Annotated in this window: 22 protein-coding genes and 1 tRNA gene; 5 read left to right on the forward strand and 18 right to left on the reverse strand. The window is 54.2% G+C overall.

Annotated features, from left to right (window positions below; translation table 11 throughout):
- Window positions 1-10 precede the first annotated feature (10 nt).
- The 8 genes from bshB1 to FHG12_RS18865 all read right to left on the reverse strand — a co-directional run bounded on the left by bshB1 (window position 11) and on the right by FHG12_RS18865 (window position 8847).
- Complete coding sequence (gene bshB1, locus FHG12_RS18830; protein ID WP_139517263.1) at window positions 11-730, reverse strand: bacillithiol biosynthesis deacetylase BshB1; 720 nt, start codon at window positions 728-730, stop codon at window positions 11-13.
- Between the two features lie 78 nt (window positions 731-808).
- Window positions 809-1909 (reverse strand): M23 family metallopeptidase, encoded by a 1101-nt coding sequence (locus FHG12_RS18835; protein ID WP_230471191.1) that lies wholly within the window; start codon window positions 1907-1909, stop codon window positions 809-811.
- Between the two features lie 145 nt (window positions 1910-2054).
- The gene (gene trxB / locus FHG12_RS18840; protein WP_139517264.1) at window positions 2055-2999 is read right to left on the reverse strand and encodes a thioredoxin-disulfide reductase; all 945 of its coding nucleotides are present in this window, start codon (window positions 2997-2999) and stop codon (window positions 2055-2057) included.
- A 127-nt stretch (window positions 3000-3126) separates the two neighbouring features.
- Entirely contained in the window at window positions 3127-3990 is an 864-nt protein-coding gene (locus FHG12_RS18845; protein WP_022823752.1) for a sigma-70 family RNA polymerase sigma factor, read from the reverse strand.
- A gap of 111 nt (window positions 3991-4101) precedes the next feature.
- On the reverse strand, window positions 4102-6261 hold the full coding sequence (gene pnp, locus FHG12_RS18850; protein ID WP_139517265.1) for a polyribonucleotide nucleotidyltransferase: 2160 nt from the start codon (window positions 6259-6261) through the stop codon (window positions 4102-4104).
- Window positions 6262-6444: 183 nt separating this feature from the next.
- A complete protein-coding gene (gene rpsO / locus FHG12_RS18855; protein WP_139517266.1) occupies window positions 6445-6720 on the reverse strand; it encodes a 30S ribosomal protein S15 in 276 nt (91 codons plus the stop codon).
- A 164-nt stretch (window positions 6721-6884) separates the two neighbouring features.
- Entirely contained in the window at window positions 6885-8318 is a 1434-nt protein-coding gene (locus FHG12_RS18860) for an LptF/LptG family permease (protein WP_139517267.1), read from the reverse strand.
- 115 nt (window positions 8319-8433) lie between these two features.
- Complete coding sequence (locus tag FHG12_RS18865; protein ID WP_139517268.1) at window positions 8434-8847, reverse strand: START-like domain-containing protein; 414 nt, start codon at window positions 8845-8847, stop codon at window positions 8434-8436.
- Window positions 8848-8978: 131 nt separating this feature from the next.
- Between FHG12_RS18865 and FHG12_RS18870 the strand changes: the two genes are divergently transcribed.
- A tRNA-Met gene (locus FHG12_RS18870) sits at window positions 8979-9052 on the forward strand.
- 196 nt (window positions 9053-9248) lie between these two features.
- Here FHG12_RS18870 and FHG12_RS18875 read toward each other — a convergent pair.
- Window positions 9249-10250, reverse strand: a complete 1002-nt coding sequence (locus FHG12_RS18875; RefSeq protein WP_139517269.1) for a helix-turn-helix domain-containing protein — start codon at window positions 10248-10250, stop codon at window positions 9249-9251.
- Window positions 10251-10567: 317 nt separating this feature from the next.
- Between FHG12_RS18875 and FHG12_RS18880 the strand changes: the two genes are divergently transcribed.
- The 4 genes from FHG12_RS18880 to mgrA all read left to right on the forward strand — a co-directional run bounded on the left by FHG12_RS18880 (window position 10568) and on the right by mgrA (window position 14375).
- The gene (locus FHG12_RS18880) at window positions 10568-11641 is read left to right on the forward strand and encodes a fatty acid desaturase family protein (RefSeq protein WP_165699457.1); all 1074 of its coding nucleotides are present in this window, start codon (window positions 10568-10570) and stop codon (window positions 11639-11641) included.
- A gap of 37 nt (window positions 11642-11678) precedes the next feature.
- Window positions 11679-12416 (forward strand): sterol desaturase family protein, encoded by a 738-nt coding sequence (locus FHG12_RS18885; protein ID WP_139517271.1) that lies wholly within the window; start codon window positions 11679-11681, stop codon window positions 12414-12416.
- A 118-nt stretch (window positions 12417-12534) separates the two neighbouring features.
- Window positions 12535-13284, forward strand: coding sequence for a ribose-5-phosphate isomerase RpiA (gene rpiA, locus FHG12_RS18890; protein ID WP_139517272.1), 750 nt, complete (start codon window positions 12535-12537; stop codon window positions 13282-13284).
- A 98-nt stretch (window positions 13285-13382) separates the two neighbouring features.
- On the forward strand, window positions 13383-14375 hold the full coding sequence (mgrA, locus tag FHG12_RS18895; RefSeq protein WP_139517273.1) for an L-glyceraldehyde 3-phosphate reductase: 993 nt from the start codon (window positions 13383-13385) through the stop codon (window positions 14373-14375).
- Between the two features lie 96 nt (window positions 14376-14471).
- Here mgrA and rplT read toward each other — a convergent pair whose 3' ends face one another.
- The 9 genes from rplT to FHG12_RS18940 all read right to left on the reverse strand — a co-directional run bounded on the left by rplT (window position 14472) and on the right by FHG12_RS18940 (window position 26292).
- Window positions 14472-14816 carry a 50S ribosomal protein L20 gene (gene rplT / locus FHG12_RS18900; protein ID WP_139517274.1) on the reverse strand — a complete coding sequence of 115 codons (345 nt, stop codon included), beginning with the start codon at window positions 14814-14816 and terminating at the stop codon, window positions 14472-14474.
- A 91-nt stretch (window positions 14817-14907) separates the two neighbouring features.
- A complete protein-coding gene (gene rpmI, locus FHG12_RS18905) occupies window positions 14908-15102 on the reverse strand; it encodes a 50S ribosomal protein L35 (protein WP_139517275.1) in 195 nt (64 codons plus the stop codon).
- 92 nt (window positions 15103-15194) lie between these two features.
- Window positions 15195-15818, reverse strand: coding sequence for a translation initiation factor IF-3 (gene infC / locus FHG12_RS18910; RefSeq protein ID WP_174805816.1), 624 nt, complete (start codon window positions 15816-15818; stop codon window positions 15195-15197).
- A 251-nt stretch (window positions 15819-16069) separates the two neighbouring features.
- On the reverse strand, window positions 16070-18013 hold the full coding sequence (thrS, locus tag FHG12_RS18915) for a threonine--tRNA ligase (protein WP_139517277.1): 1944 nt from the start codon (window positions 18011-18013) through the stop codon (window positions 16070-16072).
- Window positions 18014-18274: 261 nt separating this feature from the next.
- Entirely contained in the window at window positions 18275-19387 is a 1113-nt protein-coding gene (locus FHG12_RS18920; RefSeq protein WP_139517278.1) for a tetratricopeptide repeat protein, read from the reverse strand.
- 74 nt (window positions 19388-19461) lie between these two features.
- Complete coding sequence (locus FHG12_RS18925) at window positions 19462-20331, reverse strand: tetratricopeptide repeat protein (RefSeq protein WP_139517279.1); 870 nt, start codon at window positions 20329-20331, stop codon at window positions 19462-19464.
- Between the two features lie 211 nt (window positions 20332-20542).
- Window positions 20543-23281: a DNA gyrase/topoisomerase IV subunit A gene (locus FHG12_RS18930; protein ID WP_394348458.1), complete on the reverse strand. Its 2739-nt coding sequence runs from the start codon at window positions 23279-23281 to the stop codon at window positions 20543-20545.
- Between the two features lie 275 nt (window positions 23282-23556).
- Complete coding sequence (locus FHG12_RS18935; RefSeq protein ID WP_139517280.1) at window positions 23557-24252, reverse strand: TMEM175 family protein; 696 nt, start codon at window positions 24250-24252, stop codon at window positions 23557-23559.
- Between the two features lie 138 nt (window positions 24253-24390).
- Complete coding sequence (locus FHG12_RS18940) at window positions 24391-26292, reverse strand: DNA topoisomerase IV subunit B (RefSeq protein ID WP_139517281.1); 1902 nt, start codon at window positions 26290-26292, stop codon at window positions 24391-24393.
- Window positions 26293-26330 lie beyond the last annotated feature (38 nt).

The following is a 26330-nucleotide window of genomic DNA, read 5'->3' on the forward strand; positions in this document are numbered from 1 at the left end:
TCCACCGTGCCTATATCAAATCCGACAAATCACGCACGCCGATCATGCGCTCGCGGGTAAAGCCTTCGCCGAATTCTACGCCGATGAGGTGGCCCATTTCGCGGCCGCGGGCTTCGAGGAAATTCTGAAAGCCAGGCGTCGTCAGGTAGGTGTTTGGCTCTTTGCCGTCGATGTTGAAGAACTGCGACTGAAACGCTTCAATCGAAGCCTTTTTCTTATCCCAATACGCCGAAACATCGACTACAAAGTCGGGCATGATGAGGCGATCCTGAATGTAATGGTAGACGTACTTGGGGCGCCACGCGGCCTGGGGCTGGCCGGCGGCATCGAGCGTTTCAATCATGCGAAGGCCCGCCAGAAAGCAGGCTTCTGAGGTGAGTTGGGCACCGCGGCCGTGGTCGGGGTGGCGGTCGTGGATGGCGTTGGAGAGCACGATATCCGGCTGAAACAGGCGCAACGCCGCAATGATAGGCAGCTGGTGCTCACGGTCGTTTTGGAAAAAGCCGTCGGGCAGCCCTAGGTTTTCGCGCACGTGCACGCCCAGTATATTGGCCGCAGCTTCCGCTTCTGCTGCCCGAATTTCCGGCGTGCCCCGGGTGCCCAACTCACCACGCGTCAGGTCCAGAATGCCCACTTTCTTGCCTTGGGCTACGGCGGCGGCCAACGTACCGCCGCAGGTCATTTCGACGTCGTCGGGGTGCGCGGCAATGGCCAGAATATCGAGTTTCATAGGTTCAGCAAGCAAGAAGTCTCAATCATAAGTAATTGATTATTAATTACTTATGATTGAGGCTTGGTTAAAGCTAAGTTATTTGATTCGTAGTGTACGTCCCGGCCGCAAGGTTGAGGTGCTGCCGTTCAGGCGCTTCAGCTGCCCAACCGACACACCGTATTTTTCCGCGATTTCGGAAAGCGTATCGCCGCTGCGAATGCGGTGCGTTACTACCCGGCGGGCCGCCGATGGTTTGCTGGTATGGCTGCGGGCGGCGGCTTTGGCGCGTAAGGCTTGGCTGTAATAGCTAAAAAGTGCCGACGTAATCTGAAAATTGTCTTTCCAGAGTTTGTAATCCGGGAAGTCGTACATCTTCTCAGGATCGATGGGATTGCCTTCGTAGCGTACCTCGAAGTGCAAATGCGAGCCCGTGCTGCGGCCCGTGCTGCCGCCGTATCCGATCAACTGGCCCGCCTTCACGAAGGTACCGGGCGTGACCAAGGCTTTCTGCAGATGGCCATACAAAGTTTCAATGCCGTTGTAGTGCCTGACCAACAGATAGTTGCCGTAGCCCGAGCCGTCCCATTTCGAAATGCGCACGACGCCGTCGAAGGCAGCTTTTACCGAGTCGCCGGTTTCTAGGTCGAGGTCGTCGCCGTAGTGCCAACGGTAGCCGCGAAATCCAAAATCTGAGGTGATGGGCGTGCTGTTAAGCGGCATTTTGGCAAAGCGCTTACGCTGTGGATCGGTCAGTTGCAGGCTCAGCGTATCGCGCAGGCGCCGCCCATCCACACGATACGGGTTGATGTTGTGCGTGTCCCAAATCGAATAGTAGCCCGCTACCTGAATCCAAGAGCTGTCTATTAGCACTTGTTCCGCCATCTCCACAATCTGCTGGCCACCTTCGTTGAGCGTGGTCGTGTCCTCACTCACGATGGACAGTTTTTTGGCCGGATTGAAGAAAATGGACTTCGACGCGTCGGAGTTGTCGTCGGGCAATTCCTCGGTTTCAATCAGCACCGTCGTATCTGGCCGGACATACCGAATGGATGGTGATTTGATGCGGAAGAAATCTTTCCGCTTGCGGGCATCACCGGACTTGGCCTTCGTCTGGGGCGCTTTGCGCTGTTGTGCCAGTACGCGCCCAGGCGCCAACGACAGCACCAGCAGCACGAACGGCACCAGCCAATATTTCACGAATTTCAGCAAGGACAATAGATGTTGAGGAGCCGCGCTTCAGCTTGATGACGCGGCAAGGTAACCAACGAAACGAGAAAGGTACGGCAGCTAGTGCACACAGGCCACCGTACGCTGTCTTCTCGCTCGGGATAAAATTTTGTGCTTAATGGTCGCCTAACGCAGCCAAGTAACGCTCTGCGTCGAGGGCAGCCATGCAGCCGCTACCCGCTGCCGTCACGGCTTGGCGGTACGTGTAATCCTGCACGTCGCCGCAGGCAAACACGCCATCGACGTTGGTCTTGGCCGAGCCTGGAATAGTCTTCAGGTAGCCCTGCTCGTCGTGGTGCAGATAGGGCTGGAAAATCTTGGAATTGGGCTCATGACCAATAGCCACGAAAAAGCCTTTGATCGGAATCTCGCGGGTTTCGTGCGTCAAAATATTCTTCACTCGAACCGCTTCCACGCCATCCTGGCCCAAAATTTCATCTGTGGCCGTGTTCCAAAGCACTTCAATCTTGGGGTTGTCAACGACGCGTTTCTGCATGATTTTCGAAGCCCGCATCTCCCCTTTGCGCACTAGCATGTATACTTTGTTGCACAAGTTGGCCAGATACGTGGCTTCTTCCGCGGCTGTGTCGCCGGCGCCTACAATGGCCACATCCTGACCGCGGTAGAAGAACCCATCGCAAACGGCGCAGGCCGAAACGCCCATGCCGTTCAGGCGGGCCTCCGACTCGATTCCGAGCCATTTGGCCGAAGCACCAGTGGCAATAATCACGGCATCCGCCGTAATTTCTTTGTTTTCGTCGATTGTAATGCGGTGTGGATGGCCGGAGAAGTCAACAGCTGTTGCCAAGCCATAACGGATATCGGTACCGAAGCGCTCGGCTTGCTTTTTCAAATCTTCCATCATCTCCGGGCCCATTACGCCATCCGGGTAGCCCGGAAAGTTTTCGACGTCGTTGGTGATGGTCAGTTGGCCGCCGGGTTGCAGGCCTTGGTACATTACAGGTTTGAGGTTGGCACGAGCGGCATAAATAGCTGCTGTATAACCAGCTGGTCCTGAGCCAATTATCAAACAATGAACGTGTTCAGTGGTCGTATTCATTTGCTACTAAAAGCAGGTTGAGTGGGCAAAGGTACGCCGCAGCTCCGCAGTCGCGGACTAAGCAGCAGTACATAAAAGAAAAACCCCAACTGCTGGGCTGGGGTTTTTAAAGCGAGGGAGTAAAAACTTATCCCAGGTAAGGCTTTAGGGCTTTCGAACGCGACGTGTGGCGCAGACGACGGATGGCTTTCTCCTTGATCTGGCGTACGCGCTCACGCGTCAGGTTGAACTTCTCCCCGATTTCTTCGAGGGTCAGCGAATGCTCGCCGTTCAGGCCGAAGTACAGTGTAATTACGTCAGCTTCACGCTTGGTGAGCGTAGAGAGTGCACGTTGTACTTCTTTGCGCAGCGAATCGTTCATCAAGCCCGTGTCGGGGCTTTCTTCGTCTTCGTTTTCGAGCACGTCGAGCAGGCGGTTTTCTTCGCCTTGCACAAACGGCGCATCCACAGATACGTGGCGGCCCGAAATCTTCAGCGTATCAACGACTTCGGAAGTCGTCAGTTCCAATACCTCGGCAATTTCTTCGGGTGAAGGTTCACGCTCGAATTTTTGCTCCAGTTCGGAAAACGACTTGGAAATTTTATTTAAAGAGCCTACCCGGTTCAGCGGCAAACGCACAATACGCGACTGCTCAGCCAAAGCCTGCAGAATGGACTGGCGAATCCACCATACGGCGTAGGAAATGAACTTAAAACCACGGGTTTCATCGAAGCGCTTAGCTGCTTTGATCAGACCCAGGTTACCTTCATTGATCAGGTCACCGAGCGAAAGACCTTGGTTTTGGTACTGCTTGGCCACCGACACTACAAAGCGAAGGTTGGCTTTGGTCAGTTTCTCCAAGGCTTGCTGGTCACCCTCTTTAATGCGCTGCGCCAGCGTTACCTCCTCGTCGGGAGTGAGCAGATCGACCTTGCCGATTTCCTGGAGGTATTTATCCAGCGATTGGCTTTCGCGGTTGGTGATCTGCTTGCTGATTTTAAGCTGTCTCATTGCGGGCGCGGAAAGAAATTGTTTTGAATCAAATTTAACATCGGTATTCCACCTATACGCGGGTACTAATCGTGAGCAACGTTTTAGTACCCGCGAAAGTTCGGCTAGTTGCTACTGGGCTTCGCCGTTGGCCTGAGCCTTTTCAGGCTTCGGAAGCAGCGCCTTGCGCGAGAGACGGTACTTGCCCGTCTTCTTGTCAATGTCGAGCAGCTTCACATCGATATCCTGGCCTACTTCGAGCACACCTTCCAAGGTGGCGAGGCGTTCGTGAGCTACTTCCGAAATGTGCAGCAGGCCGTCTTTGCCCGGCATGATTTCTACGAAAGCGCCGTAGGGCTGGATGCTGCGCACTTTGCCTTTGTAGGTTTCGCCTACTTCGGGCTGGGCCGCGATGGCACGGATGCGGCTGATGGCCGCTTCCATATCTTCTTGGTTGGAAGCGAAAATGCTTACGTGGCCTTTCTCGTCCTTCTCCTCGATGATAACCGTAGCGTTGGTATCCTTCTGAATCTGCTGAATGACTTTGCCACCCGGTCCGATTACCGCACCGATAAACTCTTTGTCAATCAACATCTTATGCGAACGAGGCGTATGCGGCTTCAGCTCGGCAGCGGGCGCCGAGATGGTCTTGGCCATTTCACCCAAAATGTGCAACCGGCCTTCACGGGCCTGGTGCAGCGCGGCTGTCATGATTTCATTGCTCAAGCCCTGGATTTTGATGTCCATCTGGCAAGCCACGATGCCTTTCTCCGTGCCGGTTACTTTGAAGTCCATATCACCGAGGTGATCCTCATCGCCCAGAATGTCTGAAAGCACAGCATAATCGCCGGTTTCTTTGTCCTGTACAAGGCCCATGGCAATACCCGAAACGGCCGCACGCACTTTGATGCCCGCGTCCATCAGCGCCAGCGAACCCGCGCATACCGTCGCCATCGACGACGAGCCATTCGATTCCAGAATGTCCGAAACCACGCGAATGGTGTAAGGGTTTTCATCTTCCGAAGGCAATACTTTCTTCAGCGAACGCATGGCCAAGTTGCCGTGACCAATTTCCCGGCGGCCGGGGCCGCGGTTGGGCTTCACTTCACCGGTCGAGAAGGCAGGGAAGTTGTAGTGCAGCATGAACTTGTTATACCCCGATTGCATGGCCGTATCGATGATTTGCTCATCGAGTTTGGTACCCAGCGCTACGGTAGTCAGCGATTGGGTTTCGCCGCGGGTAAACAAAGCCGAGCCATGAGCTCCGGGCAAGTAGTTCACTTCACTCCAAATCGGACGGATCTGCGTCAGCGCGCGGCCGTCGAGGCGCGTGCGCTCTTTGATCATCATGTCGCGGATGGCCTTCTTTTCAGCGGAAGCGTAGTAGCGACCGAACATTTTCATGTCCAGCTCAGGCTGCTCTTCCAACAGCTTCTCGGTCAGTGACTTCTTCACAGCGCCGAAAGCATCCTTACGACCTGACTTGCTGGTGTTGCCAGATTTGGCAATCTCGTATGCCTGCTGATACACCTCGTCGAGAACGCGCTTTTTCAGCTCTTCGTTTTCTTCGTACTTCGGATACTCACGCTTTACGTGCGATTTCTCCACGGCAGCGGCCAGTTCTTGCTGTGCGCGTACTTGCTCTTTAATGGCTTCATGAGCGTAGGCAATGGCTTCCACCATTTCCTCTTCGCTCACTTCGTTCATCTCGCCTTCCACCATAGCCACCGAATCGGCAGTAGCACCTACGATCAGGTCGATGTCGGCGCGGGCAATGTCAACGGTCAGGGGGTTAATTTGCAGCTTGCCGTCGATACGGGCTACGCGTACCTCCGAAATCGGGCCGGCAAAAGGAATGTCCGAAACCGAAAGGGCAGCCGAAGCAGCTAGGGCTGCCAACGCATCGGGCTGAACGGCTTTGTCGGCCGAGATCAGCGTGATCATCACTTGTACTTCGTAGTGATAATCCTTAGGGAACATCGGCCGCAAAATGCGGTCTACAAGACGAGAAACCAAGATTTCGTAGTCCGACAGGCGGCCTTCGCGGCGCTGAAACGAACCGGGAATATTACCGGCACCTCCAAATTTCTCCTGATAATCGACTGACAGCGGCAGGAAGTCAACCTCACCGCGAGCGCTGGGCTGCGACACGACCGTAGCCAGCAGCATGGCATCGCCAAGGCGTACGACTACGGCGCCGTCGGCGAATTTGGCCAGCTTGCCGGTTTCGATTGTGATTTGCCGGCCATCGGGCAGCGTAATGGATTTGGTAACAGCGTTGTAATTGGGCATCTTCTAGGGGTTGCTTGAAAAAGCGACAGCGGGCGAGCAGCCAAAAAAACAGTGCCCTACGACACTGCTTTGCTCATGTACTTCTGAAGGATAAACAACGGAACAGGCCTAAAAAGTGACCGAACCGAATAAAAAAAGAGTAGGGAACCCTTAACGAAGGGCTCCCTACTCTCGCGGGGTGGGTTACTTGCGGATACCCAACTCCTTAATAATTGCACGGTAGCGGTTGATCTCGCGGTGCTGCAGGTAATCCAACAGGCGGCGACGCTTACCAACAAGCTTCAACAAGCCCAGACGGGTCGAGAAGTCCTTCTTGTTTTCTTTCAGGTGCTCAGTGAGGTGGTTGATGCGGTGCGTGAAGAGCGCAATTTGCGATTCAGCAGAACCCGTATCGGTTGCAGTTTTCTGCAGGCTGTTCTTTTCGAAAATTGCCTGTTTTACTTCGGTAGTGAGTTTCATCGGCAGATAGGTTTCCCCGTCCTGGATTAAATGTGAAAAAATATGGCCCGCATTTCGGGTTGGCCGCAAAGGTAAGGAATTTCGCCGTTGGTTGTTAGCCAATAGCCCTTAGTTTAAGAGTATAAGCCGGCAAAAATAATGCAAATAGTGGCTAAACCCCAGCGTTAGGAAGAACGCTGGTACCCGCGAAACGGCCAGCGAATTTTAGCCGGCAGGCGGCGCCAGAAATCCACTTCCAGCAACCCCGAGTCGTGACGAGCTTGATACAGAAAGAACAAGCCCATCGGGAGCAGAATGGCATTGGCCATCCACATGCTTAGGCCTACGGGCATAATCGTTTCGCGCCCCCACTTCTCGCCCAGAATGGAGATGACGTAGTAGACAATGAAAAAGGTAATAGCGATCAGAATGGGAACGCCCAGCCCCCCTTTCTTGATAATGGAGCCTAAGGGTGCTCCGATCAAAAACATCAGCAGAATCGCCGCCGATTGCGTGTATTTACGATATATCTCGATGCGATAACCAGCAGTGTCTTTGGCTAATGTGGTGAGGCGCTCGGTATTGCTGCTGGCAAAAGCGCGCACGTTGCGGGCCCGGTTCAGGGCCTGTTCGACATACCCGGCCTGAGGCGGCGGCAGTTTTTTGGTGTGTACCTTCCACCCTGCAACGCGTCGGTTGGCGGCTGCGCCGGTCGTATCAAACCGCACGTAAGTGTAGTACGGATTCAATTGCATGATCATCTGCTTGCGCTCGATCATCAGGCGGTTGTGCAGCGAGTCGCTGTAGGCGTGCAACTCGGGGATGTTTTTCATCATTTTGTTTTCGGTAAACAGTTCCTTCTTCGTCCGGTTGAGGTCAAAGGAAGCCAGCGAAAACGTGATCATGTTGCGGTCGAATGCTTGCCGAACAAAAGTAGCCCCAGCTCGGTCACGAGCGTCGGGTTGCTCCACGTAGGTTTTGCCCCGATACAACTCTAAGCTAAGGTATTGTCCATCAAAGCGGGTAAACATCCTTCCCGAATCGGCCAGAATGACACGGGCGTTGCCGCTGCCCTGGGTATGATCGTAAATCATCACGCCCATCAGAATGTCGCCGTCGTCACCCAGCTTTTTATTCACTTTAATGGTGTATCCCGGAATGCCGTTGTAGAAAACGCCCTCCCGGATATCTAAGGCCAGCTTCTGTTGCCGCAAATCCCATAACAGGCTGTAGGCGTTGAGGTTAGCAATTGGCACAATGGTGTTATTAAACCAAAATGCCCCCAGTGACAACACCACGCTCACCAGCATGACCGGACGCAAGATCCGCGTCAGGGAAATGCCGGATGTTTTGATCGCCGTTAATTCGTGGTGCTCCCCGAGCGTGCCGTAGGTCATCAGCGACGACAGCAACACGGCCAGCGGCAGCGATATCGGGATCATCAGCACGCTGAAGTAAAACAACAACTGGCCTATCACGCTCATACCCAAGTCTTTACCCACCAAGTCGTCGAGATACTTGAGCATGTACTGGGTCAGCAGAATAAATTCTACTACCGCAAACGTGAGCAGAAAAGGTCCCGCGAAGGCCTTTAAAATCAGTTTATCGAGTTTTTTCATGGTGGTTCAGCGCAAGCCCTACTAACGGCTGTAGCCGAGAAAAAGTAAGGAGCGAAAGTAAAACGAAGGTAAGACTCGTTTCGCTCCCGCTCCCGCCAAATTGTAGTGTAGAAATTTACCCCCCCACTTGCTCGCGTAGTTTCTGGATGAGGCTTTCCCACATTTCCTGCAGCTCTTCGTCGTCGGTTTCCTCCGAGTAGTCAACTATACGCAGGTACACTTCCTGAGTCAGCTGCGACTCTTCCAACGAGAAGTCCAGGTAATTGGCATCGGGCATGTGTCGCTTGTTGTGGTCCAGAAACACGAAGCGTACCGAGCGGTTGGTACGATGCGAGTTCATCTCCGCAAAATGACTTTGGTTGTCCCAGATGAAATTGTAACGATGATCCTCGTCGATGCGTACGTCCTGACAAAACCACTGCGACAAGCCGGAAGCAGAAGCTAGATAAGGATAGAGAATCTTGGGCGACGCGTTTACAGGGTATTCTACCGTAAAGCGATGTTTAGAACGAGTTGCAGAAAGCGGCATAGGTAATAATTAGGTAAGAGCGGAAAGGCGTCCTTAAAAGGATAGATAGGAGCCAATATACACGGGATTTTTTTTGCGCAAGGGTTGCGCTGCATCAAATCTTGTGCCTACCTTTGCGGCACCAAAAACCCGGCGGGGTAGCTCAGTTGGTTAGAGCACAGGATTCATAACCCTGAGGTCACGAGTTCAACTCTCGTCCCCGCTACAAGAAAAGGCCTTCCAGCAACAGGAAGGCCTTTTCTGTTTTCGACAATGTGCGTTTTTGAGTCATTTATCATCCCTAAGCTGTACATTGTTGCGCTGTCAGCAGGCTTGGAGTAAGTGCCATGAGACGTAGGCATGCCGTTGTAAGCTTGCGAAAAAGCAAGTGATCAAACAAGGGCTGTGCGCCCCGATTTACGCTAGCGAACAGAAACCGTATGCGCCTGCACAGTGCGACGTAAGCTGTTGAAAAACTGTGCCCTCTCCTTTTCGCCAGTGCCGCTAATAAGGGTCGATTTTTTCATGAGGTTCTCCAAGTTGGAAAACATAAAGTCATTGAAGCCTTTGTCGGCGGTGCCTACAAAGTAGAGTACGCTATGATTGAGAAACGTCAGGCGAGTTGGGCCCAAATCGGCAGCGAAGGTGTTGTCGCCCAGGATTAACTCATTGACAAACAAGCGATACGCCGGCCCGGGCGAAGTCGGCCCTTTGCCCAGAATAAACTTAGCACCAAGCTCGGCCTGCGCTTCGATGTAGTCGATGAGTTCGGCCACCTTTTCGTAGAGCAGGGCTACGTCATTGTCGGAAGCAAATGCGCCGTAGTCCCTGAAAAAGGTAATCTGGCGCAAGGTGCTGTTCAGGCTCTCCGCGTTCCATATTTCGGTGGTGGGCACTTTATTATATAGCCGGATGATGCGCTGACTGATCGCGTGCAAAGGTCGATAGCGCTCGTCGCCGATCCTGAACTTCACCCCTTTCAACTTCTCGTCGTGGAGAATGGACTTCATCCAGAAGTAGAACTTAAACTCGGCTAATTCCGGAATCTGGAAGTGATAGAAAAGTGGTATATCCTTGATTAAGAAATAGATATGCGCAGCAGGAAAGCTATTGATCAGCACAAGCTGTTTTTCTACGTCCAGCATCCAGCGCTCCATGCGGTCTTCGGGCTGCATGTCGGGGCGGCCCGTGAAAAGCAGCCACTCGGTTTGGGGAAATAGGAACTGATCGATGGAGACTTTGAAGTGGGCACCGATTTTCTGCACTTCCGTCAAGTCGATGGGCTTTTCGCCTCGGATTCGCCGGTACGCACTGTCGGTACTGATGTCCAGCACGTCGGCCACTTCCTCCACCAAGGATTGGTGAGGCAACAACTTGACTTTGAGGTGCTGGAAAAATTGCACTTGCGCGTTGGGAGCGTCCATATGAAAGGCGAGTAGCAAGTATTGCTACACTTTTTCAAGAGTTAGTAAAAATTGCAATTATTTCAAAACCAAGGTCTTGGCCTAGCACCTAATTACTTACGCGCCGTCTGTTGTAGGCTGCGCAACGCAGGATTAGCAGCAATAAAAAAACGACTCCGCAGAGGTCGATTAGTTCCCTCTCACCGCGGGCGATACCTTTTCATAGCTAGTCCATCGATGATTCCCCTGGCCTTTCCTTAGCCCGTCACGGGGCTGTGCTGGCCGCAAGCACGATGCAGTACAGCAGATTTTTGCTTCCACCAACGCAACCCACGGATATGGATAGGATCAGATTTCAGCCGGAGCCGGCCAACGGATTTTACAACACGCTCAAGTGCCGCGTGAATACCCATTTTGAGCAGCAGGCGCTGCCCCGATATGCTACGGCCGGAGCCGTGGGAAAGGCCATACTGTTTGCGGGATTGTTTGCGGCCAGCTACGCAACGCTCCTGCTCGTAGCAATGCCCTTAGGGCCGTTTTTGCTGCTGTGGTTTGCGATGGGTGTGTTCATCATTCTGGCCGCCATGAGCATTGTGCACGATGCCGCCCACGGCGTGTTTTCGGCCCGGCCCTGGGTGAATATGGTCCTGCTGCGGTTTGCCAACTTGGTCGGCGGCGACGGCTATATGTACAAATACAAACACACCGTATCGCACCACGCCTACACCAACATTCAGGGCTTGGACATCGACTTGGAGCAAAGCACCATGGTGCGCGTGACGCCCTTCACTGCCTCCCGGTCGGAGCACCAGTACCAACACCGCTACATGCGGGTGCTGTACCCGTTTTATATCCTGTTTTGGGTCTTGTTCCGGGATTTCAAATATTACCAGCGCGAAAAAATCGGGCCGGTCACGGCGCACCATCCGGTCGTGCAGTGGGTGACGCTGTTCGCTACCAAAGCGTTTTACTTTTTCTACATGCTCGTGGTGCCGGCCTTGGTGCTACACGTCGCGTTCTGGCAGATCGCCGCAGGGTTTGTGTGCATGCACCTGGGCTCGGGCGTAGTGGCCATGTTTGCGCTGCTGGCCAACCATGCCGTCGAAGACTCCGTGTTTGTGGTGCCCGACCCCGATGGACGCATCCATTGTAGCTGGGGCGAGCACCAGCTGCGCACCACCGACGACTATAGCCCTGATTCACAAATAATTAGCTTTTTGTTCAGTGGCCTCAACCACCACGTAGCGCACCATCTATTTCCGCGCTACTGCCACGTCCATTATCCGGCCATCACCAAGATTGTGCGGGCCACTGCCGAGGAGTTCGGCTTGCGGTACCGCTACAATTCTTTGTTTGGAGCACTTAGCTCACATTTCCGGTTGCTCAAGAAGATGAGCACGGCCCGTAGATAGCTCAGTAAATCAAGCTACTCTTTGACCACACACAGTCATGGAAGACGAAGGAGAGATGGTATTGGCCGTGGTAGCTTTTGCCCTCGCGCGTTATGCGCTGCTGGCGGGCCTGAGTTACGCTTTGTGCTACCGGCCGGGTCTCCGATCCCTACAACGATTTAAGATTCAGCCCAAACAGCCTTCGGCCCGCCACATTCAGCACGAACTGCTGTATTCCAGTTCGACGGCCTGCATCTTTTCCTTGCTCGGAGTGGTGGTATACTGGCTATTTACCCACGGGTACACTACACTATATACCGATATTGCCCTACAGGGCTGGGCTTACTTCGGCGCTTCGTTCCTGCTGGTTCTGGTTTTTCACGATGCGTATTTTTATTGGTCGCATCGGTTGCTGCATACCCGGTGGCTGTATCGACATGTCCACATTGTTCATCATCATTCCACCAACCCCACCCCCTGGGCGGCCTACTCCTTTCACCCCGTTGAGGCGCTGCTGGAGGGCGCCGTGGTGTTCCCTATAATCCTGATTTTGCCCGTGCATGTGTATGTTTTTGGCTGCTTTCTCGTGCTCGTGCTGGCTGCCAATATTGTAGGGCATCTTGGGTATGAGTTTCTGCCGGAAGGAGTGCGGCGTAGCCTGCTGGGCAAGCACCTGACTTCCTCCACGCACCACAACTTACACCACCAGCTATTCAATAAGAACTACGGCTACTATTTCACGCACTGGGATATATGGATGAAGACTGGGCAGGATAAACGTCCCCGTAAGCGCTAGCCGGGCAGAAACCCAGCATAACCATGTAATTATCTAATTATCAATTGTTTACATAAAAATATATACTTGTATAGGGATAAAACCGTAGACACGATCGACCCCAACCCTACATGCGCTAATGGTAGTCTCCGAAGATCAAACCCAACGAGAGAAGGAAAAGCAGCTTGCTGCCGCGACCGCGTTACGCTGGATACGCGATGGTATGCTCTTAGGATTGGGCAGCGGCAGTACGGCCGCTTATTTTATCAACTCCTTAGGGGAAGCCGTGCGCAACGGCCAGTTACAGGTGCAGGCCACTGCCACATCACACGCCAGCGACGCCTTGGCCCGCAAGGCCGGCATTGCCATGCTCGAGCCCCGCCGTGGGTTGCGCTTCGATCTGACCGTGGACGGCGCCGACGAGCTCGACCCGCAATTGCGGCTCATAAAAGGCGGCGGCGGTGCTTTGCTGCGTGAAAAAATTATAGCAACTGCTTCCGATGCCCTGCTCATCATCGCCGATTCGTCCAAAGCAGTGCCGCAGTTGGGCCGCTTTCCGCTACCGCTGGAAATAGTGCCGTTCGCGCTGCCTTGGGTGCTGGACGCCATGGAAGCACTTGGCGGGGCTCCAGTCCTGCGCACCGATCCGAACGATGCGCAGACGGCCGTGCAGTCAGACCAAGGCAACCTCTTGGTTGACTGCCATTTCAACGCGCTCCCTGACCCTGCGCAGCTTGCCGAACACCTGCAACGCATCCCCGGCATTGTAGAGCACGGCCTGTTTTTGGGTTTGGCGCGCGCCGCGGTCGTAGCCCGCGAAGAAGGCGTAATGTTGCTGCGCCCCGGCCTCGAGCCTGTCCCCGCCGCCTCGGTTTCCGAACTTCTCTAAAAATTCAAGTTCGCTTTAATGCCCGAAGAGCTGAATACCGAACGGAAGAAAAGTATTAACTCGGCCTTTCCTTTTAACCCAACCTTCCAAGCATTTCTATGCATTATCTGCCGGCTCCCTCCCGCTACCACGACATGATCTATCGCCGTTGCGGCCGCAGCGGCCTCAAGCTACCCGCCGTGTCTTTGGGGCTGTGGCATAATTTCGGAGACGTAGACCAGCTAGCGAACTTCCGTGCGATTCTGCACCGCGCCTTCGACAGCGGCATCACTCATTTCGACTTAGCCAACAATTACGGCCCGCCGCCCGGCTCGGCAGAAACGAACTTTGGGCGCATTTTGCGCGAAGATTTTCGGGGCTACCGCGATGAGCTAATCATTTCTTCCAAAGCGGGCTACACAATGTGGGACGGCCCCTACGGAGATTGGGGCTCGAAGAAATACTTGGTTTCCAGCCTTGATCAGAGCCTACGGCGCATGCGGCTCGATTACGTGGACATCTTTTATCACCACCGCCCCGACCCCGACACGCCGCTAGAAGAAACCATGTCGGCGCTTGACCTGATGGTCAGGCAAGGCAAAGCCTTATATGTTGGCATTTCAAATTACCCGGCAGAGCAGGCCGCAGAGGCCATCCGATTGCTGCGCGAACTGGGCACACCTTGCCTAATTCACCAGCCTAAGTACTCCGTATTCGAACGTTGGGTAGAAAATGGCCTTCTGGATGTACTGGATCAACAAGGTGTCGGCTGCATTCCGTTTTCTCCTTTGGCCCAAGGATTACTCACAAACAAGTATTTGGGCAGCATCCCTGCCGACTCACGGGTGGCAAAAGGCGTAGGCTTCCTGCAAGAAAACCATCTTACCCCCGAACGGCTCGGCCAGATCAGCCGGCTGAATGACTTGGCTCTAACGCGCAACCAAAGCTTGGCCCAAATGGCACTGGCCTGGATTCTAAAAGACGAGCGCATTACCTCGGTACTCATCGGTGCTAGCAAGCCCGAACAACTCACGGACTCCTTAGGCTGCCTAGCCAATATTAAATTTAGCGCCGAAGAACTAGCCGCGATCGACAAAGAATCTGGGAAATAGCCCACCAATCGGTACCTTCTCAGCAAGAAATATCTAATAAAACAAAAAGCCCACTTCTTTCGAAGTAGGCTTTTTTACTTTTTTTAAGAGGAAAATCTATTTGATTTTCTCTACAATGCCTTTGAAAGCAGCAGGATGGTTCATGGCCAAATCGGCAAGCACCTTACGGTTCAGATCGATTCCGGCTTTCTTCAAGCCGCCCATGAACTGCGAATACGACAGACCGTGCTCGCGAGCACCTGCGTTGATACGCTGAATCCACAAAGCACGGAACTCACGCTTCTTGGTCTTGCGGTCGCGGTACGCATAGAGAAGGCCTTTCTCAACTGCGTTTTTGGCAACGGTCCAAACGTTCTTGCGACGGCCGAAATAGCCTTTCGCCAAACGCATTACTTTCTTCCGACGGTGGCGCGAAGCCACATGGTTTACACTTCTTGGCATAACCTACTTTTTTTTGGCGGCTGGCGACTACCTTCCTCGGGAGTCTTACAAAACCGGACGCCGGGTTTAAAATTTACTTACCACTCGCTGATTAGATGTTCAGCATGTCCTTCACGCGCGACATGTCGGCCGTGCTTACCAAGGTTACGTGCGTCAGGTTGCGCTTCTGCTTGGTACCTTTTTTCGTGAGGATGTGGCTTTTGAAGGCGTGCTTCCGCTTCACCTTGCCCGAGCCGGTGAGCGTAAAACGCTTCTTAGCACCGGATTTCGTCTTTACTTTTGGCATTGGAATATATATTGGAGAAATGAAATGCTGGTTTGGGCCATCGAAATCTTCCGCATGCAACTACTTATTTATCAAGCAGTTGCAAAAGGCGGCTACGATGACTCTTTGCCCTCTTTGCTAGCGCCGACCGGTACTTCCTTGGGAGCCGCAGACTTGGGTTTGGCAACCACAACGGCCTTTGGAGCTAGGTACAGGAACATGCGTTTGCCTTCGAGCTTGGGCAACTGCTCAACTTTGGCCAGATCTTCTAGTGCTTGCGCAAACTTGAGCAGCAGAATCTCACCGCGCTCTTTGAACACGATCGAACGACCTACAAAGTGCACATACGCTTTGATCTTGGCGCCTTCTTTCAGGAATTCCTGCGCGTGCTTGAGCTTGAAAGCAAAGTCGTGGTCATCTGTATTAGGTCCGAAGCGGATTTCCTTGATGATGACTTTGGTTTGCTTGGCTTTTAGTTCGCGGGTTTTCTTCTTCTGCTCGTACTTGAATTTCGAGTAGTCGATGACGCGGCAAACGGGCGGTACGGCGGTAGGAGAAATCTCGACGAGATCGAGGTTTTGCTCCTGCGCCATACGACGAGCTTGTTCGACTGGATAAATGCCCTGTTCGATGTTTTCACCGACGAGGCGCACTTCGCGAGCCGTAATCTTCTGGTTGATTTTGAACGGCTCCTCCACCTGAGCACGGGGGATGTAGCGGCGATTCGGGGTTGCTATGAGTTGGTCCTCCTTCTGAAAGGTGAGAAAAAGTCAATTTTCCGGGATCTCCCATGTGAGGCGGACCTCGCGAGGGCTATCAGCGGGCAAATATCCTGTTTTTTTTGGAATCTAAAAAAGTAGCTATATAAAATCCCCTATCTGCTTGCGGCCATCGGGGATGTAGCAACTTAGGCTTGAACGGACCTTGAAGACAATTATCAGGTCGACATTGTTCAAATCATCGTCCAAGCCTAAGTGCTGAAACACCTTTATTTTGCTTCCATCATCTCGGCTACTTGAGCCTGGAAGCTGCGGATAAAGGCCTCAATAGGCATGCTGCCTAAGTCGCCCTCCCCGTGCTTGCGCACAGCTACGATGCCGTTTTCCTGTTCTTTTTCGCCCACGATGAGCATATAAGGCACTTTCGCTACTTCGGCATCCCGAATTTTGCGGCCAATCTTCTCGTCGCGATTGTCGAGTGAACCCCGTAATTCAGCCTGCACGAGCCGGTCGTATACTTGCTGGGCGTAGTCTTGGTACTTCTCCGAAATGGGAAGCACAGCGAACTGCTCAGGCGACAGCCAGAGCGGAAAATTACCAGCACAGTGCTCAATCAGGACGGCCACGAAGCGCTCCAGCGAACCAAACGGGGCGCGGTGGATCATAACAGGCCGCTGACGTGAGTTGTCGGGAGCTACATATTCTAGCTCAAAGCGTTCGGGCAGGTTGTAATCTACCTGAATTGTGCCTAGCTGCCACTTCCGCCCCAAAGCATCGCGAACCATGAAGTCGAGCTTCGGACCATAGAAAGCGGCTTCGCCCAACTCGGTTACGGTGGTGAGTCCTTTCTCGGCAGCGGCTTCCTGGATAGCAGCTTCAGCACGGGCCCAGTTTTCATCCGAGCCGATGTATTTGGCTTTGTTTTCGGGATCGCGGAGCGAAATCTGAGCTGTAAAGTTGGGGAAATCGAGTGCTTTCAATACGTAAAGCACGATGTCGATTACCTTCAAAAACTCCTCCTTCACCTGATCGGGGCGGCAGAAGATATGCGCGTCGTCCTGCGTAAAGCCACGCACGCGGGTCAGGCCGTGCAACTCGCCCGATTGCTCGTAGCGATACACCGTACCGAATTCGGCCAAGCGCAGCGGTAGGTCACGGTACGAGCGGGGTTTCGTCTTATAAATTTCGCAGTGATGCGGGCAGTTCATCGGTTTGAGGAAGAATTCCTCGCCCGGATTTGGCGTCTTGATTGGCTGGAAGGAGTCGGCGCCGTACTTCTCATAGTGGCCTGAGGTTACGTACAACTCCTTCGCACCGATGTGCGGCGTCACGACCGGCAAATAACCTGCTTTCACTTGTGCCTTACGCATAAACTGCTCAAGGCGCTCGCGCAAAGCCGTGCCTTTGGGCAGCCATAAAGGCAAGCCGGCTCCTACCCGCTCCGAAAACGCAAACAGCTCCAGTTCTTTGCCTAGCTTGCGGTGGTCGCGGCGCTTGGCCTCTTCCAGCTTTTCTAGGTACTCGGTTAGCTCCTTGGCTTTCGGGAACGTGATGCCGTAGATGCGGGTTAGCTGCTTATTTTTCTCATCGCCGCGCCAGTAAGCGCCGGCTACGTTCAGCAGCTTCACCGCCTTGATCGGGCTGGTATCCGGAATGTGCGGCCCACGGCAGAGATCGGTGAAATCACCTTGGGTGTAGAACGTGATGCTGCCATCTTCCAAACGCTCGAGCAAGTCTAGCTTATACGGATCGGCTTTTTCGGTAAAGTAGGCAATGGCTTCGGCTTTGGGCACAGCACGACGCTCGTACTGGCTTTTCTTCCGGGCCAGTTCCAGCATTTTCTTCTCGATTTCGGGGAAGTCATCGGTCGAAATCGTGCGGCCTTCGCCCAAATCGATGTCGTAATAAAAGCCGTTTTCAATTGCTGGCCCGATGCCCAACTTCACGCCGGGATACAGCGCTTCCAGCGCTTCTGCCATCAGGTGAGCCGAAGAATGCCAGAAAGTAGCCTTCCCAGCCGTGTCGTTCCAGGTCAGGATTTCAAGGTTAGCGCTTTCGTCGAGCGGGCGGTGCAGATCGCGCACCTCACCGTTGACGCGGACAGCCAATGCATTGCGTGCCAAGCCTTCGCTAATGCTAGCAGCGACATCGTAACCCGAAGTTCCGGCTTCGAATTGGCGCACGGAGCCGTCGGGGAGCGTAATATCAATCATGTTCGAGTGGTTACAAAAAGAGGCGGAGGCCCGCAAGTTAGCAGCTTGGGGCGGATTTGATGAGTGAAAATAACGGGATTAGCCCCGCAATGGAAGTCGAATTCGGCCTCTGAAATGTGGACCAGCGATTTTTCTTCAGGGTTACAACTCTAAACAAAGTCAGTTTTGAATCAGTTGCCAGCACTTTACTGAAGCAGAAGCTTAATATATAACTATTTGATAATCAGAATATTATAAAATAAGCACAATCGAGCTCCCCTCCTAATAGCCCGTGGGAGTTCTTCCAGACAGGGGTGCAATTGGCTCGATCGGAGCGGGGCGGTCCGCATCGGCAGCAGATTGGCGACCGCGTTCGCCTAGCTTCCAGACCTTGTAGGTCCAGTGCTTGTTGCCAGGGTTTTCAGCCACCAACAACCGGTACTGTGCCTGGGCTTCAAGCACTTGCCCAAGGCTTTCGTAGCTTTCGGCCAGCATTTGGCGGGCACCGGCCAGGCGCGGCGCACGGCGTAAAGCACGCTGCAAATGCGGCACTGCTTCAGCGTATTTGCGTTGCTTATAAGCCATAAGGGCCAACCGATAATCGGCGCGATACTGGGTTGAATCGAGTTGCACGGCCCGGGAGTAGCGGCGAGCGGCACTGTCGGGCAGGTTTTGTAACTCAAACTGACGCCCGTAATCATACCACAAAGCCGCATAGCCCGGTGCCAAGCGTAGCCCGCGTGCAGCGTAGGTAGCCGCCTCAACAGGCAAGCGGTAGGCATTCGACAGGAACGCCAACTGGTGCAGAATCTCGGGTTGGCGCGGATCGCGGCTCAGACTGGCCCGCAAATAATTCAGCGCCTGCACCGTGTCGGCGGTGGCGGCATAAGCGATGCCTTTATAAAATAGCGCCGCCGGGTGATCGGGCTCCTGTTGAAGTGTGCGGTCGAGGTGGTCGAGGGCGGCTTCGTAGCGACGAGCAGCCAAGTTGGTTTCGCCCACGAGCAGGTTGAGTTCCGGCGACGAATAGCCATGGCGCGAAGCTTCTTCCGCTGCTGCCAAGGCTGCCGGCAGCATATTCTGGGCCCGCAAGGCCCGTGCTTTGATAAAGTAAAACTCCCCCGGCGAATCGTCGAGCTCCAGCGCCTGGTTAATATCCTGCAGGGCGGCGGCAGTCTGGCCAGCATCGAGGCGAAACGCGGCCCGACGGGCATAGAGGCCTGCGTTGCGGGGCTGACGGGCAACGGCACCGTCGAGCTCGTCTGCCTGAATTTTGGGCCCGCTCTGCACGGTGGCAATGTTCACCATTACATCCGGCTGCTCGGTTGGCTCAGAGGAACCGCAAGCCGACAGCATTGTAACGGATAGAGGCCACAAAAGCCAGGAAAAGCGCATGGCAACTATAAAATGAAAGGCAAATACTAGTACTGCAAAGATAAGCGTCTGGCTCCGGATGCTCCACGTGTGCCTTATCGGCTGGGTGCCGCAGGCGCTTCCGGAGATGAAATCTTGAGCTTGCGTCGCATCTGATCGTAGAGAAGGCGGCAACGACGGCTTAGCTCCAAATCTTCGCTCGTGATAGGCTGAATGGCATTGGCCTCTTCTAGCACTTTATACGCCCGACTGAACTGCTTACGGTTGATGTGCACGCGGGCCAGATCGTAGCAAAATTGCAGGCGCTTGGGGTCGAGCTGATGCGCGCGTACCAACGCATCGACCGCTTTTCGGCTACTGGCACCGTTGGGCATACCTCCCAAAAACAAACTACTAAAGGCGCGTTCCAAGATGTTATAATGATCCACGCGAAAGTGCCAGCGCCCCAGGAGTGCCCACGCATCGGCCCAATCGGGGCGGCGCGCCACCGCCATAAACACATACGGTTGCATTTCCTTATAGGCGTACAGCCGCCCATAGGCCGTGCGCAACGTGGCCTGAGTTACCAATGACAGTGCCACGGCATAGTTGGCTTCCGCCCCATCTGGGTTGACGGCCAGCGAGCGGTCGGCATATTGGCGAGCCAGCACGAAATAGGCGTTTTTGCGGGTTTCGTCGCTGTAACGGCCGCCTATTTTCATACTCAGCAACGAGGCTTGCCACAACGCATCGTAACGCCGGGGATCGCGGGCCAGAATCTCCTCGTACTTGGCCAATGCCTCCGATTCGCGGTACTCGCGCTGCAATACGCGTGCTTCGGCCAGCAGTTTTGGAATGCTGACAGGCGCCGGCTGCGCGGCGTTGGCTTCGGTTCCCTCGCCTGTAGCTTGCGCCCGTGCAGTCTCGCCCCTGCCTACGAGCAGGAGAACGAGAAAGAGAATGCCAACACGCAGAGACGAACCCATACAGAATTTTACTCAAAAACGCTTCACGAAAGCATTTCAGTATAAAGTATTGGATATCAGATAGTTATGTAAATATTAATTACTCGCGTCTTTTGCAAATAACGATCTACCAAACCAAAACTTCTAAGCCAACGCCCACTCGCGGCATGAAGCTGACTAAGTGCGCCCAATTTGGCAAGAAAAAGCCCCGGCTTATCGTCCGGGGCATTTCTTAAAACAACTTTAGTTGCGATTTGGGTCGCCGAAGCAACGCTTGCGCTCGCTCCACATCTTCAGCCGTAATATCGACGGGGCCAGCCAGCTCCAGGGAAGCTTCGGGTACGGCCGCTGCTGCTTGGGGCCGCGGAATGGTGGCCGGACCGCGCTTTTTGGCCACAACCCGGCGTTCTGGCTCGGGCGCTTCGGCCGTCAGGAGCGTGATTGCGTGGATCTTAAAGTAATTCAGCTTGTTGCCCATTGCCTTCCACCCTTTCACGTCGATAAACTCGTGGAGCTGGATTTTCTCGGTCTCTTTGTCGGACTTTTTGTCCCGCTGCAGCTTCACCTCAATTTGTGGTTCTGGGTGCGCCGTTACGGCCAAGAGCTTCGAGCCTTTGGTTTCGGAGATGAACGTAAAGCGCTTGCCAATTGTGGTGGTTTCGATGTGGAATCGCTTGACGTAATGCACTTTTGTGTCGCCCTCCATATACACCGCTGAGAGCACCAGATCGTGCTCATTCTTGCGCAGCAAAGCAATGTTTCCGGTTTCGTAGTGGTTGCCAACATCGAAAGAGGTCAGTTCGTAGCTGCCGTCTTTGTACACCACCACAATCGTATTATCGGTGTCGAAGGAGCCTAGGTAACGACCGCGGCCTTCGGTGTTGAGGCGACCGATTACTTCATCATAGAAGATTTCGCGTCCGCCCAACGTGCTGTCACCCAAGGCTTTTTGCGTAATCTTCTTGACAGGCTGCTTGGTCACGATGTTGCCCATCGAGCCTTTGCCTTTGATGGAAAGCTCCGCGAAATCGAAGTCGAATTGCTTCACCCGCGCGGGTGCTTTGTCCGACAATTGAATGCTGACAATCTCCGACTCGGAATTGGGATTCGCCGTCAGATACAGCACTTTCGAGCCCTTCGAGCCCTTGGTAAGATCGTAGGTTTTATCGCGCGTGATGCCCGTCACCAGGAAGCGCTTGGCATAGCTTATCTGCGAGCCGCCGTCGAGGTAAACCATGTTGTACACCAAGCGGTCGTCGTTTTTGTTGTAGATACCTACATGCAGAATGTCCTTGCCCACGAAGGTTTTCTCCGCGATTTTGACCACCATAAACGAGCCGTCGCGCCGGATGGCAATGATGTCGTCCATGTCGGAGCAATCGCACACGAATTCGTCCTTTTTCAGCCCGTAGCCCACAAAACCATCTTGGCGGTTGACGTAGAGCTTCTGGTTGGCTACGGCTACTTTCTGCGCCGATACCACGTCGAAGGTGCGCAGCTGCGTTTTGCGTTCGCGCCCCGCGCCGTATTTCTTCAGTAGGTTTTCGAAGTAATGGATGGCGTAGCGCGTGATATTTGCCAGATTATCAGCCACTTCTGTTAATTCAGCTTCGAGACGTTGGATGTATTCGTCAGCTTTAAAGCCGTCGTACTTCGAAATGCGCTTGATGCGAATTTCCGTCAGGCGCGTTAGGTCATCTTCCGTGATTGCGCGACGCAGCACAATGCGTGTATCGTTGGCCTTTTGCTTCTCGCCGTCGATGCGCACAAACTTTTTCAGGCCGGCATCGATCGTTTCCAGAATCTCTTCCCACGTCTCGCATTCCTCGATTTTGCGGTAAATGCGGTTCTCGATGAAGATTTTTTCCAGCGAAGCCGAGTGCCATTTTTCGTGCAGCTCGTCCTGCCGGATTTCCAGCTCACGCTCCAGCAAGCGCACCGTTTTCTGGGTGCTCAGGCGCAGCATGTCCTCCACCATCACGAAGCGCGGCTTGTCTTCGATGATGACGCAGGTATTGGGCGAAATCGAGACTTCGCAGTCGGTGAAGGCATAGAGCGCGTCCATCGTCAGGTCCGGCGACACGCCCGTGGGCAGGTGCACCTGAATCTCGACTTCGGCTGCCGTGTTGTCCACGACTTTCTTAATCTTAATTTTATTCGCTTCCGAGGCCTTCACAATGCTTTCCATCAGCGCCGTGGTGGTGGTGCCGTACGGAATGTCGCGAATGACGAGCATGGTCTTGTCGGCCTTCTCGATGGTGGCGCGCAAGCGGATTTTGGCACCGCGCTGGCCGTTGTTGTAGTTGGTGATATCGCAAAGGCCGCCGGTCGGGAAATCCGGATACAGCTCAATATCACGCCCTTTCAGCACGTCGATGCTGGCTTTGCACAACTCGCGGAAGTTGTGAGGCATGATCTTGGTGCTGAGGCCTACAGCAATACCTTCGACACCCTGCGCGAGCAGCAGCGGAAACTTCACCGGCAACGTCACGGGCTCGCGCTTGCGGCCGTCGTAGCTGAGTTGCCAGTCCGTGATGTCAGGGTTAAATACAACGTCAAGCGCAAATTTCGAGAGGCGCGCCTCGATGTAACGCGGCGCGGCCGCGCCGTCGCCGGTGCGGATGTCGCCCCAGTTACCCTGCGTTTCAATGAGCAAATCCTTCTGGCCCAGGTTTACCATCGCGTCGCCGATGCTGGCGTCGCCGTGCGGATGGTACTGCATCGTCTGGCCGATGACGTTGGCAACCTTGTTGAAACGGCCGTCATCCATTTCCTTCATCGCGTGCAGGATGCGGCGCTGCACCGGCTTCAGGCCGTCTTCGATGGCGGGCACGGCGCGCTCCAAAATCACGTATGAAGCGTAGTCCAGAAACCAGTTCTGGTACATTCCGTTGACGGTGGCCACGTCGTGAATGGTTTCGCCGGGCGCAAATTTGGGCTCTTCCTCCGACTCTTCGGCTGGCTCGAGCACCGGTTTTTCGTCCACAGGCGCACCATGATCACCGGTGCTAGTATCTTCAATAAGTATCTCAAAATCAGATACTTGTGAATAAATAACAGTTTCTTCCGTCGCGGACTGCTCCGCAGGTGTCTCGTCGCCCGTGGCGGGGGCTGACCCGAAATCAATGGTGTCGCCGGCCGCAAACAGATCAGCGGGCAAAGCGTGTGGATTCGGGTCTTGTGGATTATTCTCTTTTGACACAGCAGTAATAAAGTGTGGCGGACTTGCCACTTCCAAACAAAAAACTATCGGTGCGAAGGCACCGCCGAAGCGGCGCTAACGGTATGCTCGTGCTCGTCAACTACGCCTTCGGCGACGGCCAAACCGTGGTTGGGTTGCAGGGGTACCACAAAAAACAGCGGGGTCAGCAGGTACACGGCAAACGCGGCCCATACGCTCACCCACGCCAGGGCGGCTCCCAACGCGTAACAAATCGGGCCTACCAGCGAGCGCCCCAGCAGCGTACGCTTGGGCACGTAATGCGAGGCGTCGCGCAGCAAGTTGTCGTTGATGTAGCTGTGCAGCCACACAAACAGCAACGTATTGACAACCATTACGATACCAAAAAAGCTCACGGCCACCGGATTGTACGGGTACTCGCCCAGCAGCGCCGTCGGGAACGGAATGAAGGCCTGAGCCATCAAAAACAAAGCGTTGATCCACATGGCCGCGTAGCTGCAGCATCGGGCGAGGCTGAAAATGTACGAATGATTGACCCAAAATTTACTGACCACAATAAAGCTAATGGCCCAGCTCAAAAATTTCGGTACCAGCAACCGCAGACCGTGGAGCAGTTCGGCGACGGAACCGTGCGCCAGATGCGGCACCTTGATCTCCAAGATCAACAGGGTGACGATGATGGCAAAGACGCCGTCGGAGAACGCCTCCACGCGGGTGCGGTGCAAATTGCCGCGGCGTAACAAGTCCAGCAGGGCAAACATAAACAGAGATTGTGAGGGTCGGGCTGTTCAAAAGAGCAGTGCCCGGCACGGGTGAGTTCTGCACACTACAACCATTTCAACCTTCCGCAAATCTGCCGCATCAGCCGTAAACGGACCTGTACACAGCCCCACAGCGATTTACACCTCTACTGCCTCCTCCACGGGCAGCACGTCACTGGTTACCAAGTCTTTTTCCAAACGAAGATTGTCGATGATGAATTCCTGGCGGGCAGGGGTGTTCTTGCCCATGTAATACGTCAGCACTTGCTGAATCGAGCGATCCGATTGCAGGATAACTGGCTCTAAGCGAATGTTTTCGCCAATGAACTTACCAAACTCGTCGGGCGAGATTTCTCCAAGGCCTTTGAAGCGCGTAATCTCCGGGTTACGGCCCAATTGCCGCATGGCTTGTTGCTTCTCTTGCTCGTTGTAGCAATAAATAGTTTGCTTCTTGTTGCGCACCCGAAACAGCGGCGTTTCCAGGATGAATACGTGGCCATTACGCACCAGATCGGGGAAGAACTGCAGGAAGAACGTGAGCAGCAGCAGCCGGATGTGCATGCCGTCTACGTCGGCGTCGGTGGCCACTACCACCCGGTTGTAGCGCAGGTTCTCGATGCCCTCTTCGATGTTCAGGGCGTGCTGCAACAAATTCAACTCTTCGTTTTCGTAAACGACTTTCTTCTTCAACCCGAAGCAGTTCAGGGGCTTACCGCGTAAGCTGAACACGGCTTCGGTCTCTACGTTCCGAGATTTGGTAATCGAGCCAGAGGCCGAGTCACCTTCGGTAATGAAGAGCGTAGTGAGCGCTTCGTTTTCGTGTTTGTGGTCGTCGAGGTGGAGACGGCAGTCGCGGAGCTTGCGGTTGTGCAGATTGGCTTTTTTGGCGCGCTGGTTAGCCAGCTTTTTCACGCCAGCCATGTCTTTGCGCTCGCGCTCGTTTTGCTCGATGCGTTTTTTGAGCGCTTCTGCTACTTCCGGATTTTTGTGTAAGTAGTTGTCGAGCTGCTCTTTAACGAAATCAACAATAAAGCCGCGCACCGTAGGCCCGTCAGGCCCCATGTTGAAAGAACCCAGCTTGGTTTTGGTCTGCGACTCAAACACTGGCTCTTGCACCCGTACCGAAATGGCGGCCACAATGCTGCCTCGAATGTCGCTGGCATCGTAGTCTTTGCGGTAGAACTCGCGCAGGGTTTTCACCACCGCCTCGCGGAAGGCCGCCAAGTGGGTACCGCCCTGTGTGGTGTACTGGCCGTTTACGAATGAGTAGTATTCCTCGCCGTAGTCGTTGCCGTGGGTCATGGCCAACTCGATGTCCTCTCCTTTCAGATGGATAATCGGGTAGCGCACGCTCTCCTCGTCGGCTTTGCGAGCCAGCAAGTCTTTCAGGCCGTTTTCAGAGTGGTATTTCTGGCCGTTGAAGTTGATGGTGAGGCCCGCATTCAGATAGACGTAGTTCCAGATCTGGTTTTCCAGGTACTCCGGAATGAAGCGGTAATTGCGGAAAATGCTTTCGTCGGGTTGAAAGACCATCAGCGTGCCGTTGCGCTGCGAGGTCTTCACCGGCTTGGGGTCGCTCTTGAGCTGACCTTGCTCAAACTCGGCAGCTTTCATCAGGCCTTCGCGCACGCTTTGCACCAAGAAATAGCTGCTAAGCGCATTCACGGCTTTCGTACCAACGCCATTCAGGCCCACGGACTTTTGGAACACTTTCGAATCGTATTTGCCGCCGGTGTTGATCTTGCTGACCACGTCCACGACTTTGCCCAACGGAATGCCCCGGCCGTAGTCGCGCACTTGCACGCGGCTGTCGCTGATCTTGATGTCGATGGTGCGGCCGTAGCCCATTACGTGCTCGTCAATGGAATTGTCAATAACCTCTTTTACAAGCACATAGATACCGTCATCGTACGCCGAACCATCGCCGAGCTTGCCGATGTACATGCCGGGCCGAAGGCGTATGTGTTCGCGCCAGTCGAGGGAACGGATGCTGTCTTCGGTATAAGCGTGTGGGGCTTGGGGTAGTTCTTCGTCAGCCATCGGAAATGGGTAAGTCAAATTTGATGTAAAATAACGCA

Origin of the sequence: Hymenobacter jejuensis, from assembly GCF_006337165.1 — a bacterium.
In the GTDB taxonomy this organism is placed as follows: domain Bacteria; phylum Bacteroidota; class Bacteroidia; order Cytophagales; family Hymenobacteraceae; genus Hymenobacter; species Hymenobacter jejuensis.

Excerpts from the sequence above, each read along its gene's own strand:
- bshB1 (WP_139517263.1), bottom strand. The coding sequence starts at position 730 with ATGAAACTCGATATTCTGGCCATTGCCGCGCACCCCGACGACGTCGAA.
- trxB (WP_139517264.1), bottom strand. The coding sequence starts at position 2,999 with ATGAATACGACCACTGAACACGTTCATTGTTTGATAATTGGCTCAGGA.
- FHG12_RS18845 (WP_022823752.1), bottom strand. The coding sequence starts at position 3,990 with ATGAGACAGCTTAAAATCAGCAAGCAGATCACCAACCGCGAAAGCCAA.
- pnp (WP_139517265.1), bottom strand. The coding sequence starts at position 6,261 with ATGCCCAATTACAACGCTGTTACCAAATCCATTACGCTGCCCGATGGC.
- rpsO (WP_139517266.1), bottom strand. The coding sequence starts at position 6,720 with ATGAAACTCACTACCGAAGTAAAACAGGCAATTTTCGAAAAGAACAGC.
- FHG12_RS18860 (WP_139517267.1), bottom strand. The coding sequence starts at position 8,318 with ATGAAAAAACTCGATAAACTGATTTTAAAGGCCTTCGCGGGACCTTTT.
- FHG12_RS18865 (WP_139517268.1), bottom strand. The coding sequence starts at position 8,847 with ATGCCGCTTTCTGCAACTCGTTCTAAACATCGCTTTACGGTAGAATAC.
- FHG12_RS18875 (WP_139517269.1), bottom strand. The coding sequence starts at position 10,250 with ATGGACGCTCCCAACGCGCAAGTGCAATTTTTCCAGCACCTCAAAGTC.
- FHG12_RS18880 (WP_165699457.1), top strand. The coding sequence starts at position 10,568 with ATGGATAGGATCAGATTTCAGCCGGAGCCGGCCAACGGATTTTACAAC.
- FHG12_RS18885 (WP_139517271.1), top strand. The coding sequence starts at position 11,679 with ATGGAAGACGAAGGAGAGATGGTATTGGCCGTGGTAGCTTTTGCCCTC.
- rpiA (WP_139517272.1), top strand. The coding sequence starts at position 12,535 with ATGGTAGTCTCCGAAGATCAAACCCAACGAGAGAAGGAAAAGCAGCTT.
- mgrA (WP_139517273.1), top strand. The coding sequence starts at position 13,383 with ATGCATTATCTGCCGGCTCCCTCCCGCTACCACGACATGATCTATCGC.
- rplT (WP_139517274.1), bottom strand. The coding sequence starts at position 14,816 with ATGCCAAGAAGTGTAAACCATGTGGCTTCGCGCCACCGTCGGAAGAAA.
- rpmI (WP_139517275.1), bottom strand. The coding sequence starts at position 15,102 with ATGCCAAAAGTAAAGACGAAATCCGGTGCTAAGAAGCGTTTTACGCTC.
- thrS (WP_139517277.1), bottom strand. The coding sequence starts at position 18,013 with ATGATTGATATTACGCTCCCCGACGGCTCCGTGCGCCAATTCGAAGCC.
- FHG12_RS18920 (WP_139517278.1), bottom strand. The coding sequence starts at position 19,387 with ATGCGCTTTTCCTGGCTTTTGTGGCCTCTATCCGTTACAATGCTGTCG.
- FHG12_RS18925 (WP_139517279.1), bottom strand. The coding sequence starts at position 20,331 with ATGGGTTCGTCTCTGCGTGTTGGCATTCTCTTTCTCGTTCTCCTGCTC.
- FHG12_RS18935 (WP_139517280.1), bottom strand. The coding sequence starts at position 24,252 with ATGTTTGCCCTGCTGGACTTGTTACGCCGCGGCAATTTGCACCGCACC.
- FHG12_RS18940 (WP_139517281.1), bottom strand. The coding sequence starts at position 26,292 with ATGGCTGACGAAGAACTACCCCAAGCCCCACACGCTTATACCGAAGAC.